This is a genomic window from Streptomyces sp. NPDC060000, from assembly GCF_042737375.1.
Classification (GTDB): Bacteria; Actinomycetota; Actinomycetes; order Streptomycetales; family Streptomycetaceae; genus Streptomyces.
This window is the reverse complement of record NZ_JBHWUU010000033.1, coordinates 55,051-70,611: the sequence shown is the minus strand read 5'-3', so window position 1 is coordinate 70,611 and position 15,561 is coordinate 55,051. Positions and strand designations below refer to the sequence as shown.

General features: G+C 73.5%; 15 protein-coding genes and 1 pseudogene. 6 read left to right on the top strand and 10 right to left on the bottom strand.

Going from position 1 to position 15,561, the window contains the following annotated elements; translation table 11 throughout:
- Positions 1 to 247 precede the first annotated feature (247 nt).
- Positions 248 to 1,336 (top strand): aromatic acid exporter family protein, encoded by a 1,089-nt coding sequence (locus tag ACFWBB_RS19245; RefSeq protein WP_385273411.1) that lies wholly within the window; start codon positions 248 to 250, stop codon positions 1,334 to 1,336.
- Positions 1,337 to 1,633: 297 nt separating this feature from the next.
- Complete coding sequence (locus ACFWBB_RS19240; protein WP_385273408.1) at positions 1,634 to 2,602, top strand: SDR family NAD(P)-dependent oxidoreductase; 969 nt, start codon at positions 1,634 to 1,636, stop codon at positions 2,600 to 2,602.
- Between the two features lie 6 nt (positions 2,603 to 2,608).
- Here the strand turns inward: ACFWBB_RS19240 and ACFWBB_RS19235 are convergent, their stop codons facing one another.
- The 6 genes and pseudogenes from ACFWBB_RS19235 to ACFWBB_RS19210 form a co-directional block, all read right to left on the bottom strand.
- A complete protein-coding gene (locus ACFWBB_RS19235; RefSeq protein WP_385273405.1) occupies positions 2,609 to 3,442 on the bottom strand; it encodes an alpha/beta fold hydrolase in 834 nt (277 codons plus the stop codon).
- Positions 3,443 to 3,889: 447 nt separating this feature from the next.
- Positions 3,890 to 4,222: pseudogene (locus tag ACFWBB_RS19230) on the bottom strand (formate dehydrogenase); the annotation flags it as partial.
- Between the two features lie 10 nt (positions 4,223 to 4,232).
- Complete coding sequence (locus ACFWBB_RS19225; protein ID WP_385273402.1) at positions 4,233 to 4,487, bottom strand: hypothetical protein; 255 nt, start codon at positions 4,485 to 4,487, stop codon at positions 4,233 to 4,235.
- A gap of 152 nt (positions 4,488 to 4,639) precedes the next feature.
- Positions 4,640 to 5,932: an ROK family protein gene (locus tag ACFWBB_RS19220; protein WP_385273398.1), complete on the bottom strand. Its 1,293-nt coding sequence runs from the start codon at positions 5,930 to 5,932 to the stop codon at positions 4,640 to 4,642.
- A gap of 92 nt (positions 5,933 to 6,024) precedes the next feature.
- A complete protein-coding gene (locus tag ACFWBB_RS19215) occupies positions 6,025 to 6,987 on the bottom strand; it encodes a phosphotransferase family protein (RefSeq protein ID WP_385273395.1) in 963 nt (320 codons plus the stop codon).
- Positions 6,984 to 7,148 (bottom strand): hypothetical protein, encoded by a 165-nt coding sequence (locus ACFWBB_RS19210; RefSeq protein ID WP_385273390.1) that lies wholly within the window; start codon positions 7,146 to 7,148, stop codon positions 6,984 to 6,986. The genes ACFWBB_RS19215 and ACFWBB_RS19210 overlap by 4 nt, the downstream gene beginning before the upstream one ends.
- An 80-nt stretch (positions 7,149 to 7,228) precedes the next feature.
- On the opposite strand from ACFWBB_RS19210, the gene ACFWBB_RS19205 reads away from it, so the two are divergent.
- The 3 genes from ACFWBB_RS19205 to ACFWBB_RS19195 all read left to right on the top strand — a co-directional run bounded on the left by ACFWBB_RS19205 (position 7,229) and on the right by ACFWBB_RS19195 (position 10,971).
- Entirely contained in the window at positions 7,229 to 7,828 is a 600-nt protein-coding gene (locus ACFWBB_RS19205; protein WP_385273387.1) for an HD domain-containing protein, read from the top strand.
- Between the two features lie 404 nt (positions 7,829 to 8,232).
- A complete protein-coding gene (locus tag ACFWBB_RS19200) occupies positions 8,233 to 9,489 on the top strand; it encodes an aromatic acid exporter family protein (RefSeq protein WP_385273384.1) in 1,257 nt (418 codons plus the stop codon).
- Between the two features lie 207 nt (positions 9,490 to 9,696).
- Positions 9,697 to 10,971: a lactonase family protein gene (locus ACFWBB_RS19195; protein WP_385273381.1), complete on the top strand. Its 1,275-nt coding sequence runs from the start codon at positions 9,697 to 9,699 to the stop codon at positions 10,969 to 10,971.
- Here ACFWBB_RS19195 and ACFWBB_RS19190 read toward each other — a convergent pair.
- From ACFWBB_RS19190 to ACFWBB_RS19180, 3 genes are read right to left on the bottom strand one after another with little or no spacing between them, the layout of a single operon-like run.
- Positions 10,939 to 11,664 (bottom strand): DUF2470 domain-containing protein, encoded by a 726-nt coding sequence (locus ACFWBB_RS19190; protein WP_385273378.1) that lies wholly within the window; start codon positions 11,662 to 11,664, stop codon positions 10,939 to 10,941. The genes ACFWBB_RS19195 and ACFWBB_RS19190 overlap by 33 nt on opposite strands.
- A 26-nt stretch (positions 11,665 to 11,690) precedes the next feature.
- Positions 11,691 to 12,398: a hypothetical protein gene (locus tag ACFWBB_RS19185; protein ID WP_385273375.1), complete on the bottom strand. Its 708-nt coding sequence runs from the start codon at positions 12,396 to 12,398 to the stop codon at positions 11,691 to 11,693.
- 43 nt (positions 12,399 to 12,441) lie between these two features.
- Positions 12,442 to 13,056, bottom strand: coding sequence for a TetR/AcrR family transcriptional regulator (locus tag ACFWBB_RS19180; protein ID WP_385273372.1), 615 nt, complete (start codon positions 13,054 to 13,056; stop codon positions 12,442 to 12,444).
- A 108-nt stretch (positions 13,057 to 13,164) separates the two neighbouring features.
- Between ACFWBB_RS19180 and ACFWBB_RS19175 the strand changes: the two genes are divergently transcribed.
- Positions 13,165 to 14,751: a cytochrome P450 gene (locus ACFWBB_RS19175; RefSeq protein WP_385273369.1), complete on the top strand. Its 1,587-nt coding sequence runs from the start codon at positions 13,165 to 13,167 to the stop codon at positions 14,749 to 14,751.
- Here the strand turns inward: ACFWBB_RS19175 and ACFWBB_RS19170 are convergent.
- Entirely contained in the window at positions 14,713 to 15,543 is an 831-nt protein-coding gene (locus ACFWBB_RS19170; RefSeq protein ID WP_385273366.1) for a pentapeptide repeat-containing protein, read from the bottom strand. The two genes, ACFWBB_RS19175 and ACFWBB_RS19170, sit on opposite strands and share 39 nt — an antisense overlap.
- Positions 15,544 to 15,561 lie beyond the last annotated feature (18 nt).

Here is a 15,561-nt window from a genome sequence, read left to right as displayed (position 1 = left end):
GCCGCAGGCAGGCGGACCGGAGGCAGGCACCACCGAGCCGCAGGCAACGACCACCCGGCCGCAGGCGGGCACCACCCGGCCTCAAGCAGGCACCACCGAGCCTCAGGCAGGCACCACCGAGCCGCGGGCGAGCACCAGTGGGCCGCAGGCCAGTGCTGCTGGGCCGCAGGCCGGCGGCGCAGGGTTCGTCGTCGGGTGGGGGGTCGTCAGTGCCGGGCGGGCTGTCCGGCGGGATGTCGGGGGTGCCGTGAGGGCTGTGCGGGCGGCCTGGCGGGGGCCCGGGCGTGAGCGGGATCTGGTGGTGCAGTCGCTCAAGGCGGCCGGGGCCGCGCTGCTGGCCTGGGTCGTCGCGCGGAACCTGCTGGGGGATCCGATGGCGCTGATGGCGCCCTGGGTGGCGTTGGTTCTGGTGCAGGCCACCGTCTTCGGGTCGCTGCGGCAGGCCGGCCAGCAGTGCACGGCGATCTGCGCGGGCACGCTGTGCGCCTCGGCGGCGCAGGCGGTCACCGGCGACCCGCTGGGCGCCCTCGCGCTGTCCGTGCCGCCGCTGATGCTGCTCGCGAACTGGCCCCGCTTCGGCGACCAGGGCATCTACGCGGCGACCACGGCCGTCTTCACGCTCGCCTCGGGCACGGTCTCGGCGTCGGCGGTGGGGCACCGGGTGGGGCAGACGGTGCTGGGCGCGGTGATCGGGGTCGCGGTCAACGCGCTCGTGCTGCCACCGGTCCATCTGCGGGACGTGCGCGAGAACCTGACGGCCCTGGCGCGGGAGGCCGGTGAGGTGCTGCACGCGATCGCCGCCGGGCTCCGGGACGGGGAGTGGGACGCGGAGACGGCCGGCGAGTGGTCACGCGCCGCCGCCCGGCTCGAACGGCGGCGCGACGGGCTGCGCTCGGCACGGGACTGGAGCCGCGAGAGCCTGCGCCTGACCGCCGGCCCGCTGCGCGGACTGCGCCGGGGCCCGCTCGAGGCGCCGCCGGAGACGGACGACGACCACTGGAGCCGCGTGTCCGCTCATGTCACGGCCCTCACCCGCGCCCTCGCCGTCGCGGCGGACGGTGACCGGACGCCCGGCCCGCCGGAAGCGGCGGTACTGCGGGACTACGCCCGGCTGCTGGACCTCGTCGGCGATGCCTGCAAGGAAACCGCGGCGGTCCGGCCCCCGGGACCGGACTCCGGGCGCGAGGCGGAGATGCAGGAGCTGCGGGGCCGCCTGCAGGACAGTCTTCGCGACCACGCCGGCGACGGCTCACCGCACACGGCCGTGCTGGGAACGCTGCTGTTGCAGGTGGAGAACCTCTGGGTGGAGCTCATACCGCCCCCTCAGGACGGGTGACGCACATCACCGCGCGGGGCGGCAGGCCCGGGAACACCCATAAGAAGTTCTCCGTTGAACCATTCGTGGGTGTGGATGGGACAGTGTCCCCGGGCCTCACCTTCTGCCCACAGGGACGATCGTCCGGCTGAAGCCCTGTGGAGCGTTTCGCCGAGAGGCGACCGCCGTCCGCGCCCACGCACAGACCAGCCCCGACCGTGATTCCCCCGTCCGGTCGGGGCTTCCCCCTGTCCAGGGCTCCGCCACTCGCCCCGGACACTTGACTTCGAGCGCACTTCAATTCGTAGCGTCTCGGACATGAGCACTGCACAGCACAAGATCGGTTCAGGGTTCGACGCCCACAGCACCGCCGACGACGTCCTCGCCGGCATCGACCTGAGCGGACAGCTCGCGATCGTCACCGGCGGCTACTCCGGGCTGGGGCTGGAGACCACCCGCTCGCTCACCAGGGCCGGCGCCCGCGTCGTCGTGCCCGCCCGCCGCCCCGACACCGCCCGGAAGGCCCTGGACGGCCTCGACGGCGTCGAGGTGGACGAACTGGACCTCGCCGACCTGGACAGCGTGCACGGCTTCGCCGACCGTTTCCTCGCCTCCCGCCGCACCGTCGACCTCTTCATCGGCAACGCCGGCGTGATGGCCTGCCCCGAGACCCGCGTCGGGCCCGGCTGGGAGGCGCAGTTCGCGACCAACCACCTCGGCCACTTCGCGCTCGTGAACCGGCTGTGGTCCGCGATCGAGCCCGGCGGGGCCCGCGTGGTCTCCGTGTCCTCGCGCGGCCACCACTTCTCCGGCGTGCGCTGGGACGACGTCCACTGGCAGCGGGGCTACGACAAGTGGGAGGCCTACGGCCAGGCGAAGACCGCGAACGCGCTGTTCGCCGTCCACCTCGACCGGCTGGCCCGGGACCGGGGTGTACGGGCCTTCTCGCTGCACCCCGGCGGCATCATCACGCCCCTTCAGCGGCACATCCCCATGGAGGAGATGGTCGAGCGCGGCTGGATCGACGAGGACGGCAACGTGATCGACCAGGCGGGCTTCAAGACCCCCGAGCAAGGCGCGGCCACCCAGGTCTGGGCGGCGACCTCGCCGCAGCTGGCCGGGCTGGGCGGCCTCTACCTGGAGGACTGCGACGTCGCCGAGCCCGCCGTCGACGGAGACGTACGCGCCGGCGTCAGGGACTGGGCGACGGACCCCGAGCAGGCCGCCCGCCTGTGGGAACTGTCCGCCGAGCTGACGGGTGTGAACGCGTTCTCCTCCCGGGGATAGGCCCGCTCACTCTCCCGCCGCGAACTTCCGCAGGTCGGCGGTGAGCCGGTCGGCGTGGGTCGCGAAGAGGCCGTGACCGGCGTCCTCGTACACCTCCAGGGTGGAGTTCGGGGCGAGGGCGGCGGCGCGGCGGCCCGTCAGGTCGAGGGGCGCGGAGGTGTCGTGGGTGCCGTGCACGACGAGCACGGGCAGATCCAGCGCGGCCAGTTCGGGGGCGACGTCGAGTGCGGCGATCAGCTCGCCGATGGCGACGCCGGCCCGTGCCGTCGAGCCGTGACAGCGCCGGATCATGGTCTCGACGTACGCCTCGGAGAGCTCGTTGCCCGGCCGGTCCAGGGCGAAGAAGGCGTGCGCGCCGTCGGCGAAGAACGCGGAGCGGTCGCGCCGGAAGGCCTCGACGCCGGCCAGCAGCAGTTCCGGGTCGACGCCCCCGGGATGGTTCGCCGACCGGGCGGGTCCGGGCGTCATGCCGGCGACGAGCGCCACCCGGGCCACCCGGTCGGTGCCGTGCCGGGTCAGACAGCGGACGATCTCCGCGGTGCCGACCGAGTGCCCCACGAGAGTCACCTCCCGCAGATCGAGGTGGTCCAGGAGGCCCTGGACGTCGTCGGCGAGGCCGTCCAGGTCGAAGCCGCCCCACACGTCGTCGGAGCGCCCGTGGCCGCGCCGGTCGAAGCCCACGCAGCGGTGGCCCTCCCGTGCCAGCGGCAGCATCTGGTACTCCCACATCTCGGTCCCGAAGTACAGGCTGTTCACGAAGACGAGCACGGGCCCGTCGGCGGGACCGTAGTCGACGTGGTGCAGCCGGGCGCCGTCGACGGGGCTCGTGAAGTACGGCATGGGACGTCCTCCTGAAGTCCTCGGACGCTGAAGTCCTCGGATGCGGTGAGCGGGTACGTCGTCCATGCTTGCGGCCCGGCCGCCGGGCGTCGATTACCTCCGGGGTCATGCCGCGCGCGAGCCGCCGACCGTGCGGTCGCCTCCGGCCGTACGGCAGCCGTCACGCGGGCGGCCGCGGTCGGTCGGGCGGGCGGCCGCGGTCGGGCGGAGGGTCGCGGTCGGGCGGAGGGTCGCGGTCGGGCGGAGGGTCGCGGTCAACCAAGCCAAGGGGTCGCCGTCCGGTGGGCGGTTCGTCCTCGTGGGATTCGGTCGGCTGTTCGTCGAGGTTCTGGCGTTGTGGGGCCACCGTGCACTTCGGGTCCTGTACCGAGCCGGTTCCGGCGGCGAACACCCCGAAGGGGGTGCAGGCGGAGCCGGTGAGGAGGGCGAGGCCGCAGGCGGCGGCTGCGGCTGCCGATAGAGCACCTGGTGGTGGCGGGCCGAACCGGTGATGAGCTGGAGGGGGCCGGCCGGGCCCTTGGGGCACAGCCGGCCACGGCTCACAGGCGAGGCGGGGTCGCCCTCGATCTGCACGACCCGGTCGTCCTTCACATGGACCTGTCGGCCGCAGCCGACGGCACAGTACGGGCAGACGGCCGGTACGACGCGGTCGGCGGTCTCGGTGCGGGGGCGCAGCCGCGCGGTGTGCGCGGACCTGGCCGCGCTTCCCCGGGCGGTGCGGTCGGTCCCGGTGAGCCGGCCGTGGACGGGCCATCGGCGGATCCGGTCGGCCATGCCCATGGGGAGCTGCTCAGGCGGACGGCTCGTCGGGCACGGGATGGTCGGACTGACTGATGTCCTCGCGGGGTGCGCCCTGCCGACCGGTGCCCGACTCATCGGTGTCGGGAACGTCAGCAGGCTCGGGGACGTCCTCCGAGGCCTCGCCGGACGGCTCTGAGCCGCCGATGTCCCAGGGGTCCTCTCCCTGGCTGGCCTGCTGGTCCGGCAGCTCGCGCGGGATCGGCGCGCCGTTCCCGCCGGGGCCTTCCGGGTGCTGTGCGGCCACGACGTCCTCCCATCGCCGTCGCGCCGCGCCGGGCGCGGGCGACATCCCGGACGCCGGTCGTCCGGGTGAAGGGGCGAGTACCTCTCCGGTGATCAGCGAAACGTGAACGCGCGATCGGGTCTGACGAGCCGTGCCGGGGGTGGTGCGTGGGGTCAGCGTGGGGCTCGGTCCCTCAGGACCGTTCGCCAGGCGGGGGCCGGGCCGGTGGGTGCGGGCTCGGGGCGCCGGCCGCCGCGGGCGAAGAAGTCGGCGAGGGGCAGGATCGCCGCGCCGACGGTGACCGCGTCGGGGCCGAGCCGTCCCAGCTCGACGGTGACCTTCTGCGCGGGGTGCCGCAACGCGTACGCGGTGGCGTGGCGGCGTACGGCGGGCAGGAAGCGGGCGCCGAGCTGAAGTCCGGCCCAGCCGCCGATGAGGATGCGCTCGGGCTGGAAGAGGTTGATCAGGTCGGAGAGGCCGGCGCCCAGGTACTCGGCCGTCTCCTCCAGGACCTCGAGCGCCACGGGATCGGCGGCCTCGGCGCCCGCGGGCGGGTACGCGGCGCTCAGCATCGCCGTCAGCGCGGTCTCCTCGTCCACGCCCTGGGGCGGTCGGCCGCCCTGCTCGCGCCAGCGTTCCAGCAGCGCCTCGGCGCCCGCGTACGCCTCCAGACAGCCGAGCGCGCCGCAGCGGCAGCGCCGCCCGCGCACCCGCACGGTCAGATGCCCCCATTCGACGGCCCGGCCGTGCTCCACCTCGGGAGTGACCAGGCACGCGCCGACGCCGGACCCGAAGAGGACGACGACCGCGCTGTGCGCACCGCGCCCGCCGCCGAACCACATCTCGGCCTGGCCGAGGGTCTTGGCGCCGTTGTCGATGAAGTACGGGACGGTCTCGGGGAGCGTGGACCCCTCACGGAGGAGCGCCTCCAGCGGAACCGCGTCCCAGCCGATCGTCTGGCCGTGCACCACGGCACCCTGCTCGGGGGTGTGCTCGATGATGCCGGGGACGCCGATCCCGACTCCGAGCAGCTGTTCGGGGCCGATGCCCGCCACGTCCAGCACTTCGGCGACGCCGTCCCGGATGTGCCCGACGATTCCGTCGACCTCGTACCGCAGCTGCTCCAAGGGCCTTTCCACCCGCGCGAGTTCGGTGAGGGTGAGGTCGAACAGCTCGATCCGCACCCGGGTCTCACCGACGTCCACGCCGATCATGTGACCGCTGGCGGGGACCACCTCCAGCAGGATGCGGGGGCGGCCGCCGTCGGAGTCGACGCTGCCGGCCTCCTCCACCAGCCCGTCGGCGATCAGGTCGCCGACGACGTTGCTGACCGAGCCGGAACTCAGGCCGGTGGCCGGGCCCAGTTCGAAGCGGCTGAGGGGTCCGTCGACGTAGAGCCTTTGCAGCACGGCCGTACGGTTGGCCCGCCTGAGATCGCGTACCGTGCGTCCGTTCCGCCCCGTCATGTCGCTCCCTTTCACACCCTGCCCGACCTGCAACATACCCCTGCGGGCGGTCGTAGCGCGACATTCCTCCAACCCTTAGTTCACGATGTGAGCTAAGAGACGCCCGCGGCCTCGATCTCGCGCAGCGCCGCGAGGAGCTCCGGTGCGACCACCTCGCCCAGCCAGCGGTCGTGCTCCGCGCCGGACGCCCGGGGGACCGTCTCGGTGAGCATGATCAGGTAGAGGTAGGCGCGGTACAGGGCCAGACGCAGCCTGGCGGACGCGTCGAACGCGGCACGACCCCCGGCCGCGCGATAGCCCGCCAGGAACGGCTCGTCCGTCCTGATGTCCCCCAGCAGCGCCAGCGAGACGAAGTCCGCGAGGGGATCGCCCCAGAGCATGCGCTCGCCGTCGATCAGGCCCCCGATCCGGGCGCTCCCGCCGGTGCGGTCGACCAGTATGTTGCCCGGCCACAGATCGAAGTGGACCAGCGCCGCGACGGTGACCTCGTCGAGCGCGTCGTACGCGGTCCGGGCGACGGCGGCCACCTCGTCGGCGGGCCGGGGCAGTGCGGCGCCGTAGCGGCGGGCGTCGGCGAGGACCGCGTCGAGCATTCCCGTGAACGCGGTGCGCCAGTCGGGGGCGAGCGGGCCGAGCGCGCCGGAGGGGTAGCCGAAGCCCGGCCCGGTCACCCGGTGCAGCCGGGCCACCTGCTCCCCCAACTTCCCGCGCAGTCCGGCTTGTTCGGCAGCCCCCAGGGAGCCGTCCCAGGGGTCGCCCGGGCACACCGTCATCAGCAGCCACCGCCCGTCGAGGGCCACGACCCGCGGCGCCGGCACCTCGGCCTCGGCCGCGCCGCGGCAGAACTCCGCCTCCGCGAACAGCAGTCGGCGCTCATGGCTGAGGCCCGGCGCGGTGGGCGCGACCTTCAGTACGTAGTGGCCGCCGCCCGTGAGGCGAAGCTCCTCGACGGTGTTGTACGTGCCCCCGCCGAGCGGACTCACCCGGGCCAGCCGGCCGGGCGGGATGCCCGCCGTATCCAGTACGTCGCGCGCCCGTTCCCAGGAGTCCGTCACCCCGCCCGTCCTTCCTTCCGGTCAGCGGCCGCGTACACGTCCTCGACGTAACGGCCGTCCCCGATCGGTGCGTTCAGCCACGCTTCGGCCGCCGAGTCGTCGGCGCCCGGCGTGCGGTCCCGGTACAGGGTACGGAACAACTCCCCGACGCCCGACGCCATCCGCGAACCGTCGCCGCACACGCACACCCGGGCTCCGGCGACCGGCAGCCGCCGCCTGCGGTGGTCATTAGTCTGGCCCGATGACCCCCACCCCGACCGCGCTGTCCATCGCCCTGGACGAGACCTCGGAGCCCGTGCTGCGCCCGCTGCCCGGGGAGGTGGCGGCACTCCTGGACGAGGTCGGTGCGCCGCCCCGGCTGGTCGCTCACCTCCGGGCGGTCCACGATGTCGCGGCCCGGCTCCTCGACTGGGCCGGACGGCACTGTCCGGCGCTGGCCCTGGACCGGGAGGCGGTGCTGTTCGGCGCGGCCACGCACGACATCGGCAAGACCCTGCACCCCGACGAGCTGTCCGGCCCCGGCGCCCGGCACGAGGAGGCCGGGCGGCAGCTCCTGCTGGCCCACGGGGTGCGTCCCGAGGCGGCGCGGTTCGCCGGGACGCACGCCTCCTGGGGGAGGCCGGGCGCGGAGGTGGAGGATCTGCTGGTGAGCCTGGCCGACAAGGTGTGGAAGAACAAGCGGGTGGCCGACCTGGAGGATCTGCTGGTGGCCGAGCTGTCGCGGGCGGGCGGGCGGCCCGTCTGGCAGGAGTTCCTGGACCTGGACGAGTTCCTCACCGGTCTCGGCGAGGGCGCGGACCTGCGGCTGGCCTGGCAGGCGGCGCACCCCGTCCATGGATGAGAAGGCCGAGCGGGACGCCGTGGTGTGGCGCAATCGCGCGCTGCGTCTTCGACGGGCCTCCGTGCCGGGGGCGCGGGCAACCGCACGGAACCGGTCGCCCGCGCCTGCGCGCCGGATGTACTGACGCGGGGGCCCGGCCACCCACGCCCGTCCCGATCACCGTTCCGCCGTCTCCGCCGTGTCCGCCGTGTCCGCCGTGTCCGCCGTGTCCGCCGTGTCCGCCATGAAGCTTTACCTCGCGTCACGCACCCGGTGTCCTCTCCGGGTGCTGGGAACAATTCAGGTGGGCTTGCGGACAGTTACGGTTCGCAAGACGACCGGTCGACGCAGCCTCTCGTCCGTCGCGTGTGGCGAGGTGCTGAAGAAACGTTCGAGGCCGCGCGGTACGGGGAACTGAACTGTCAATGCAAGAAGAAGTACGTGAACGTGCGGCGCCGCTGGTGCGCCTGGTCCGGCGCCATCGGGAACCCGTCGTCGTCCAGGCACTGCGGTCCGCCGCGGCGGCGACGGTCGCCTATGTCATCGCCCTGCGCCTCAGCCCCGAAGCACTGCCGCTCACCGCGCCGCTGACCGCGTTGCTCGTCGTACAGGTCACCCTGTACGCGACCCTCACCAACGGTATCCGCCGGGTGAACGCGGTGGTGGCCGGTGTGCTCGTGGCCATCGCCTTCAGCCTCCTGGTGGGCCTGACCTGGTGGAGCCTCGCCCTGCTGATCCTGGCCGCGCTGGGCGTCGGGCATCTGGTGCGGGTCGACGAGTACGTCCCCGAGGTGGCGATCAGCGCCATGCTGGTGCTGGGGGTGACCACGGTCGGTGACACGGCGTGGGCGCGGGTGGTGGAGACGCTGATCGGCGCTTTCGTCGGGCTCGGCTGCAACCTGCTGCTGCCGCCCCCGGTATGGGTGGAGGAGGCGGGCGAGTCGATCGAGGGGCTGGCCCGCCGGCTGCGGCGGCTGATGCTGCGCATCGGCGAGGAGGCCGCCGGGCGTACCCCGGTGGAGCAGGCGGCCGCCCGGCTGCACGAGGCCCGCCGTCTGGACCACGCCATCGTCGAGGTGGACGCGGCCCTGCGGCAGGCCGAGGACAGTCTGCGGCTCAATCCACGCGTGCGTGAGGGGCTGCTGCACCGGGTGGTGCTGCGCACCGGTCTGGACACGCTGGAGATCTGCACGGTGGTCCTGCGGGTGCTCGCCCGGACCCTCACCGACCTCGCCAAGGAGCGCGACCCGCATCCGCTGTTCCCGCCCGGGACCGGCGAGACCGTGGAACGGCTGCTGTCCGAGATCGCCGACGCCGTGGTCAGCTTCGCGGTGCTGGTCACCACGAGCGTCAGCCTCAACGCGGACGCCGCCGAGGCGCGGCTCACCGCCGAACTGAGACAGGCCGCGGCCACCCGCGACAAGCTCGCCCAGCTACTGCTGGAGCAGCTCCAGCACGACGCCCGTCAGTGGCATCTGCACGGCGCGGTACTGACCGAGGTCAACCGGATCCTCGACGAACTGGACACCGAGCACCGCTCCCGCCGCCTCCTGGAGGACCTGGACCGCGTGTCAGGGGAGCAGCGCGCCCGCATGCCACGTCTGACCCGGCTGCGCGAGCGCCTGGGCGTTCAGGAGCAGCTGTGGAGGAACCGTACGGGGTTCGGCCGACGGTCCCCCTGAGGGACCGACCGCGTACACCGACCGCGTACACCGAGGTCCGGCCGCGTACACCAAGGACAAGGCTGCCCCGGCTGCTCCGGCTGCTCCCACTGACCCGGCCGCCCCAGCTGCTCCAGTAGGACCACGGGCTCCGCTTTTGCGTTCGACAGCCCGTCCGGGTCAAGGTGGCTGTCACGACGGAGGCGTACGACGACCTGAGGTGCGGGCATGGGCAGTGGGACGGAAGCGGGGCGTCGGGGGTCCCCCCGGCCCGGGCGAGGCCGGGAGCTCGGCGGAGGCTGGAGCAGGCGCCGCTTCGTCGAGGTGCTCGGCGGCGCGGCCGCCGCGTCGGCGCTCGCCGGGTGCGGCGGCGGAGGCGAGGGCGGCGCGGCCGATGGCCAGGAAGCACCGCAGGCCGCGCCGCCCGGGCAGCCGTCGTCGTCGGCCGCTCCGGAGGCCTCCAGGAGTTCCTCCGGCCCGCGCCCCCTCTACCTGGGCACCTACACCTCCGCCGAGGGCGGCGGGAAGGGCATCGGCGTCGCCTCGTACGACCCCGCCTCGGGGCGGATCACCGGCCGGGGCACCATCACCGGCGTCCAGGACCCGTCGTATCTCGCGGTGCACCCGGACGGCGGAACGCTGTACGCGGTGAACGAGCGTGAGCGCGGCGCCGTGACCGCCGTAAGGCTGTCCGACGAGAAGGTGCTGGGCAGCCGGCCCACGGGCGGGGCCCACACCTGCCACCTGTCGGTCCATCCGGGCGGGCGGTGGCTGCTGAGCGCCGACTACGGCTCGGGCAGCGTGGCCGTGCACCCGATCGACGCCTCGGGGGCGCTCGGTGAGCGCACCGACATGGTGACGCACAGCCGTCCGGCGCCCCGGTCGGGCCAACAAGGGCCGCACGCCCACCAGTTCATCACGGCTCCGGACGGCGGCCACGTCCTGGCCGTCGACTTCGGCACGGACACGGTGTACAGCTACCGCCTGGACGAGAAGGCCGGGACGCTCACCGAGGTCGCGCAGGCGCACACCCGGGCGGGCGCCGGTCCGCGCCACCTCACGTTCCATCCCGGCGGCCGGTACGCCTACCTCGCCGACGAGGCCGACGACACGGTCACGGTCTGCGGCTACGATCCGTCGAGCGGCCGGCTGACGATCGGGCGGCCGCAGTCCACGGGAGCGAAGGCGGACACCAACTACCCGGCGCAGTCGGCGGTCACGCCGGACGGGGCGTACGCCTTCCTCGCCAACCGCGGCGACAACACCCTCGCGCGCTACGCGGTGGAGGCTGACGGGGCCCGGCTGCGGCTGCTCGGCACGGTGCCGGTGGAGGGCGACTTCCCGCGGCAGATCGCCCTCTCGCCGGACGGCGGTCTGCTGTTCGCCGCCAACCAGCGGTCCGGCACGGTCAGTGTCTTCCGGGTGGACGGCGCGAGCGGTGAGCTGCGGCTCGCGGGCGAGCCGTTCGCGTCACCCGTCGCCGTCTGTGCGCTGCCGTTGTAGGGCCCGGGGGCAGGATGCGGCGGCCGCCTGGGTGAGCAGGACGTGCATGCGCTCGGTGAGCTGACCGACGTCGTCGGCGGGGGCGTGGAAGGGCAGGCGTACGTCGCCGTGGGCGCGGGCGCGCTCGATGCGCAGCGTCAGTCCGTGCCGGTCGACGGCGAGCGGCTGTACGCGGACGGCGCCGTGCAGGCTGTCCCGTCGGACGAGCCGGGTGAGCCGCTCCACCGCGTCGGGGTGGGCGTCGGCGAGATGCGTGAGCAGGTGCGCCTCGGCGGTGGCGAGCGGGTCGGGTGCGGCCGCGGTGAACTCCTCGAGGCCGACGACGACCGCGCCGGTGGGCTCCTTCAGCACGACGCGGGTGGCGTGGAAGGCGAGGTGTCCTTCCGCGGGGGTGAACCAGCCGGCGAGCCAGAGCCGGGCGCGGATACGGCCTCGTACGGGAACCGGTGCCACGTCCGCGAACTCCAGCACGGCGGACGGCTCGCCGCGGGGCGCGCAGATCGCCGCCGTGAGCAGGGCGCTGTCCTCGGGCACATGCAGGATCACCCGGCCGTCCTCGTCGACGCTGTGCGCCCCGACGAACTCCTCGCGCCCGCCGTCCGCGGTCACCGCGCAGGACCACGAGGCCGCGAGTACCGATCGGGCCCGTTCGGCGGTGGCGGGCACGGCAGCCCAGCCCTGGTCGTCACCCATCCTGAATCTCCTTAGGTAAGCCTTGCCTAATTTATCGGAGATCGGAGGCCGCGCCAACCACCGTGGCCGCAGCCGTCCGGCTCGGGCATCAGCCGCCATCCCTCGGGGGTGAAGGTGAAGGTGTCGTCGAGGAGGCCCTCCTCTCCGGAGCGCACGGCGAGCAGGACCGGCTCCGCCCGCTTCGGGGGCCACTCCCCCTCCGGCTCGGTGCCGTTGTAGAGGTGGAACCACACCACGGGCTCCGCGAGATCGGGCCCGAAGTAGCCGAGCGTCTTGCCGTAGGACGGGTTCGTCTCGCCCAGCAGCAGGGCCGGCTCCCCGAATTCCGCTGTCACGTCCGACCAGGTGCGGTTCTCGGCCGCCCAGGCGTGCGCCCGGTCACGCACCCGCGCGTGGACGTCCGCCCCGAGGACACGGTCCGGCGCCAGCCAGCCGCGCCTGCGCGCGAACTCCGCGTACACCGACGCCAGATCGTCCGCGTCGACCCTGCGGCCGGGTGACATGTCCCGGAAGACCCCCCTCAGTCCGGTATTCCTTCCGGAACGGTCGAGCCAGTCCCGCCACTGCTCCCGCCACGCTTCGGTGTCGCGCTCGACGAAGGCCAGGTTCCGCAAGGCGGCCCAAAGGGCACCCTCACCCCCGTACGTATCGAGCGCTCTCAGCATCGAGTTCACCTGCTCGACCAGGTGGGCGTGGATGTCGTCGGCGCTCGCGAGCGAGGGAGAAGTGGTCACGCACCATTCTCCCGCGCACGCCGGCGGTCGTTCGGAGAGGAGATCACCCCGGAGAAGCGATGACCCCCAGCAGCGCCCTCGCGCACAGCTCCCGCACCTGCTCCCGGGACAGGTCCGAGCCGCGCAGCCACTCCAGGCAGACCGCCGTCGTGAACGCCAGCCAGCCGCGCACCGCGAGTCGTACGTCGGGGCGCTCCTCGAAGACGGGGCCGAACTCGGGGTCGGCGCCGAGGGCCGCCAGCATCTGGTGTTCCTGTGCCGCGAGCGCCTGCTGGTAGACCTTCCGTACGGCCTGGTCGCCGGCCGCGTCCGCACGATGGAACGCGCGGTAGCCGTGCGCGTGGCTCTCGACGTACTCCAGGTAGGTGTCGAGACCGGACACGAGCTGTTCGCGGACCGGGACGCCGGGCACCGCCGCCGTCATGCGCAGCATCCGCTCGCTCTCGCGCTCGACGACCGCCGCGAAGAAGTCCCGCTTGGTGGGGAAGTAGTGGTACAGCAGTCCGCGGGAGACCCCGGCGATCTCGGCGACCTGCTCGATCCACACGTCGTCGTACGGGCTCTCCGAGAAGAGCCGCGCGCCGACCGACAGGAGCTGTTCCCTGCGCTCCTCGGTACTGAGTCGGCGCCGGGTGCGCTCCCCCTGGTTCGCGGCCATGCCCGCACCTTACTTGACGCCGGTTCAACAGCGGTACCAGACTGAGGCGCGCTATTGAACCCACGTACAACATGCTCAACCTGCCGCTGCATCGAGGGAGATCGCGTCATGGCGGAGACGACGGGGACAACGGGATCGACCAGGGCAGCGGGGCCGACGGGGAGCACGGCGACGCCCGGGCCGGCGGGGCCGACGACCGGGCACGTCCTGCCGAAGGGCTTCCGCAGCGCGGAGCTCGGCTGGCCCGAGCTGGAGCGAATACCGCATCCGCCGCACCGGCTCCCCCTGCTCGGCGACCTCCTGGGCGCGAGCCGGCACACGCCCCTCCAGGACTCCCTGCGCTACGCCGAGGAGTTGGGGCCGGTCTTCCGCCGCAAGGTGTTCAACAGGGAGTTCGTGTTCGTGGGGGGTGCCGGGCTTGCCGCCGACATGGCGGACGAGACCCGGTTCGCCAAGCATGTGGGGCTCGGCATCGCCAATCTGCGGCCGGTCGTCGGGGACGCCCTGTTCACGGCGTACAACCACGAACCGAACTGGCAGCTGGCGCACGACGTCCTGGCCCCGGGGTTCAGCCGCGAGGCCATGGCGGCCTACCACCCGATGATGCTGGACGTGGCGGAGCGGCTCACCGGCCACTGGGACCGGGAGCTGGCCGCGGGCCGGGCGGTGGACGTGCCGGGCGACATGACCAAGCTGACCCTGGAGACGATCGCGCGCACCGGCTTCGGGCACGACTTCGGGTCCTTCGAGCGGGCCAGGCCGCACCCCTTCGTGACGGCGATGGTGGGCACCCTCACCTACGCGCAGCGCCTCAACACGGTCCCCTCCCCCGCCCTGCTGCGCCGGGCCTCGCGCCGCAACGAGGCCGACATCGCCTACCTCAACCGCACGGTCGACGACCTGGTGCGGGCCCGCCGCGAAGCGGGCGGCGGGGACGGCGACCTGCTCGACCGGATGCTCGACACCGCGCACCCGGCGACCGGCGAACGGCTGTCGGCGCAGAACGTGCGGCGTCAGGTCGTCACCTTCCTGGTCGCCGGACACGAGACCACCTCGGGCGCGCTCTCCTTCGCCCTGCACTACCTCTCCCTCGACCCCCGCATCGCGGCCCGCGCCCGTGCCGAGGTGGACCGGGTGTGGGGGGACACGGCCGTGCCGGGGTACGAACAGGTCGCCAAGCTGCGTTACGTCCGCCGGGTCCTCGACGAGGCGCTGCGGCTGTGGCCGACGGCGCCCGCGTTCGCGCGCGAGGCCCGGGCGGACACCGTGCTGGGCGGGGAGCACCCGATGCGGCGGGGCGGCTGGGCGCTGGTCCTGACGGCCATGCTGCACCGGGATCCCGGGGCATGGGGTCCTGACGCCGAACGGTTCGACCCGGACCGCTTCGAAGCGGCGGCCGTCCGCGCGCGTGCCCCGCACACCTACAAGCCGTTCGGCACCGGGGCGCGGGCCTGCATCGGACGGCAGTTCGCGCTGCACGAGGCCACGCTGGTGCTCGGGCTGCTGCTGCGCCGCTACGAGCTGCGGCCCGACCCGGCGTACCGGCTGCGGGTCACGGAGCGGCTGACGCTGATGCCGGAAGGGCTGCGGATGCACCTGGAACGGCGGGCCCCGGTGGCCGGCGGGCCGTTCGCCGAGGAGACGCGGACGCCGGACTCAGAGGCGCGCTGTCCAGTGCGCGGGGCGGGCGACTGACTCCGGCAGCCCGGTGCCCGCGCTCCCCCGGGCCGCGTTGAGCTGCGGCTGGGTCAGGAAGAACGCGCCGGTCAGGTCGGCGTCGGTGAGATCGGTGTCGCGCAGGTCCGCGCCGATGAGGTCCGCCTCGCGCAGATCCGCGCCGGCGAGGTCGGCGGCGATCAGACAGGCGCCGCGCAGGTTCGCGCCCCGCAGGTCGGCGCCCCGGAGACGGGCACCCATCAGATCGGCGCCCCGGCGCTCCTTCTTGCGTCCGCGGACACCGGCCCGGACCAGTTCGCTGGTCTTCAGCAGCAGCACGTTGACGTCCTGGCGGTGCGCAGGGACGTCCAGGGCGGCCAGCTCGTCCGGGGTCAGCCGGGTGAGTCCCTCGGTCTTCGCCAGGCTCCGGCGCAGGTCGCCGTGGACCGGGCGGGCGGCGGGCAGGCCGAGCGCCTCGGTGAGGTACCAGAGGAGTTCGTGCAACTGCCGGACGACCGGGAAGACCTCGTTCATCCGGCGGGCTTCCTCGGGCGGAGCCGTACGCGGGTCCCGGCCGCCGAAGGTGAGCTGCGAGACCTTCTGCCCGGCGCCGAAGCAGTCGTAGACCGTGCAGCCGGTGAAGCCGGACTGCCGCAGCCGCGCGTGGATGCCGCAGCGGTGGTCCTCGCCGAGGTTGGGGCACGCCCGGCCCGCGGGCTTGTCGATCGCGAAGTCCGCGGAGCGGGCGAAGGGCAGGGCCACGCAGCACAGGCCGAAACAGTTCCCGCAGTCGCCGCGCAGTCCGGTCCGGTCCGCCGTCTTGTCTCCCATGCCCTCCACCCTACTGAC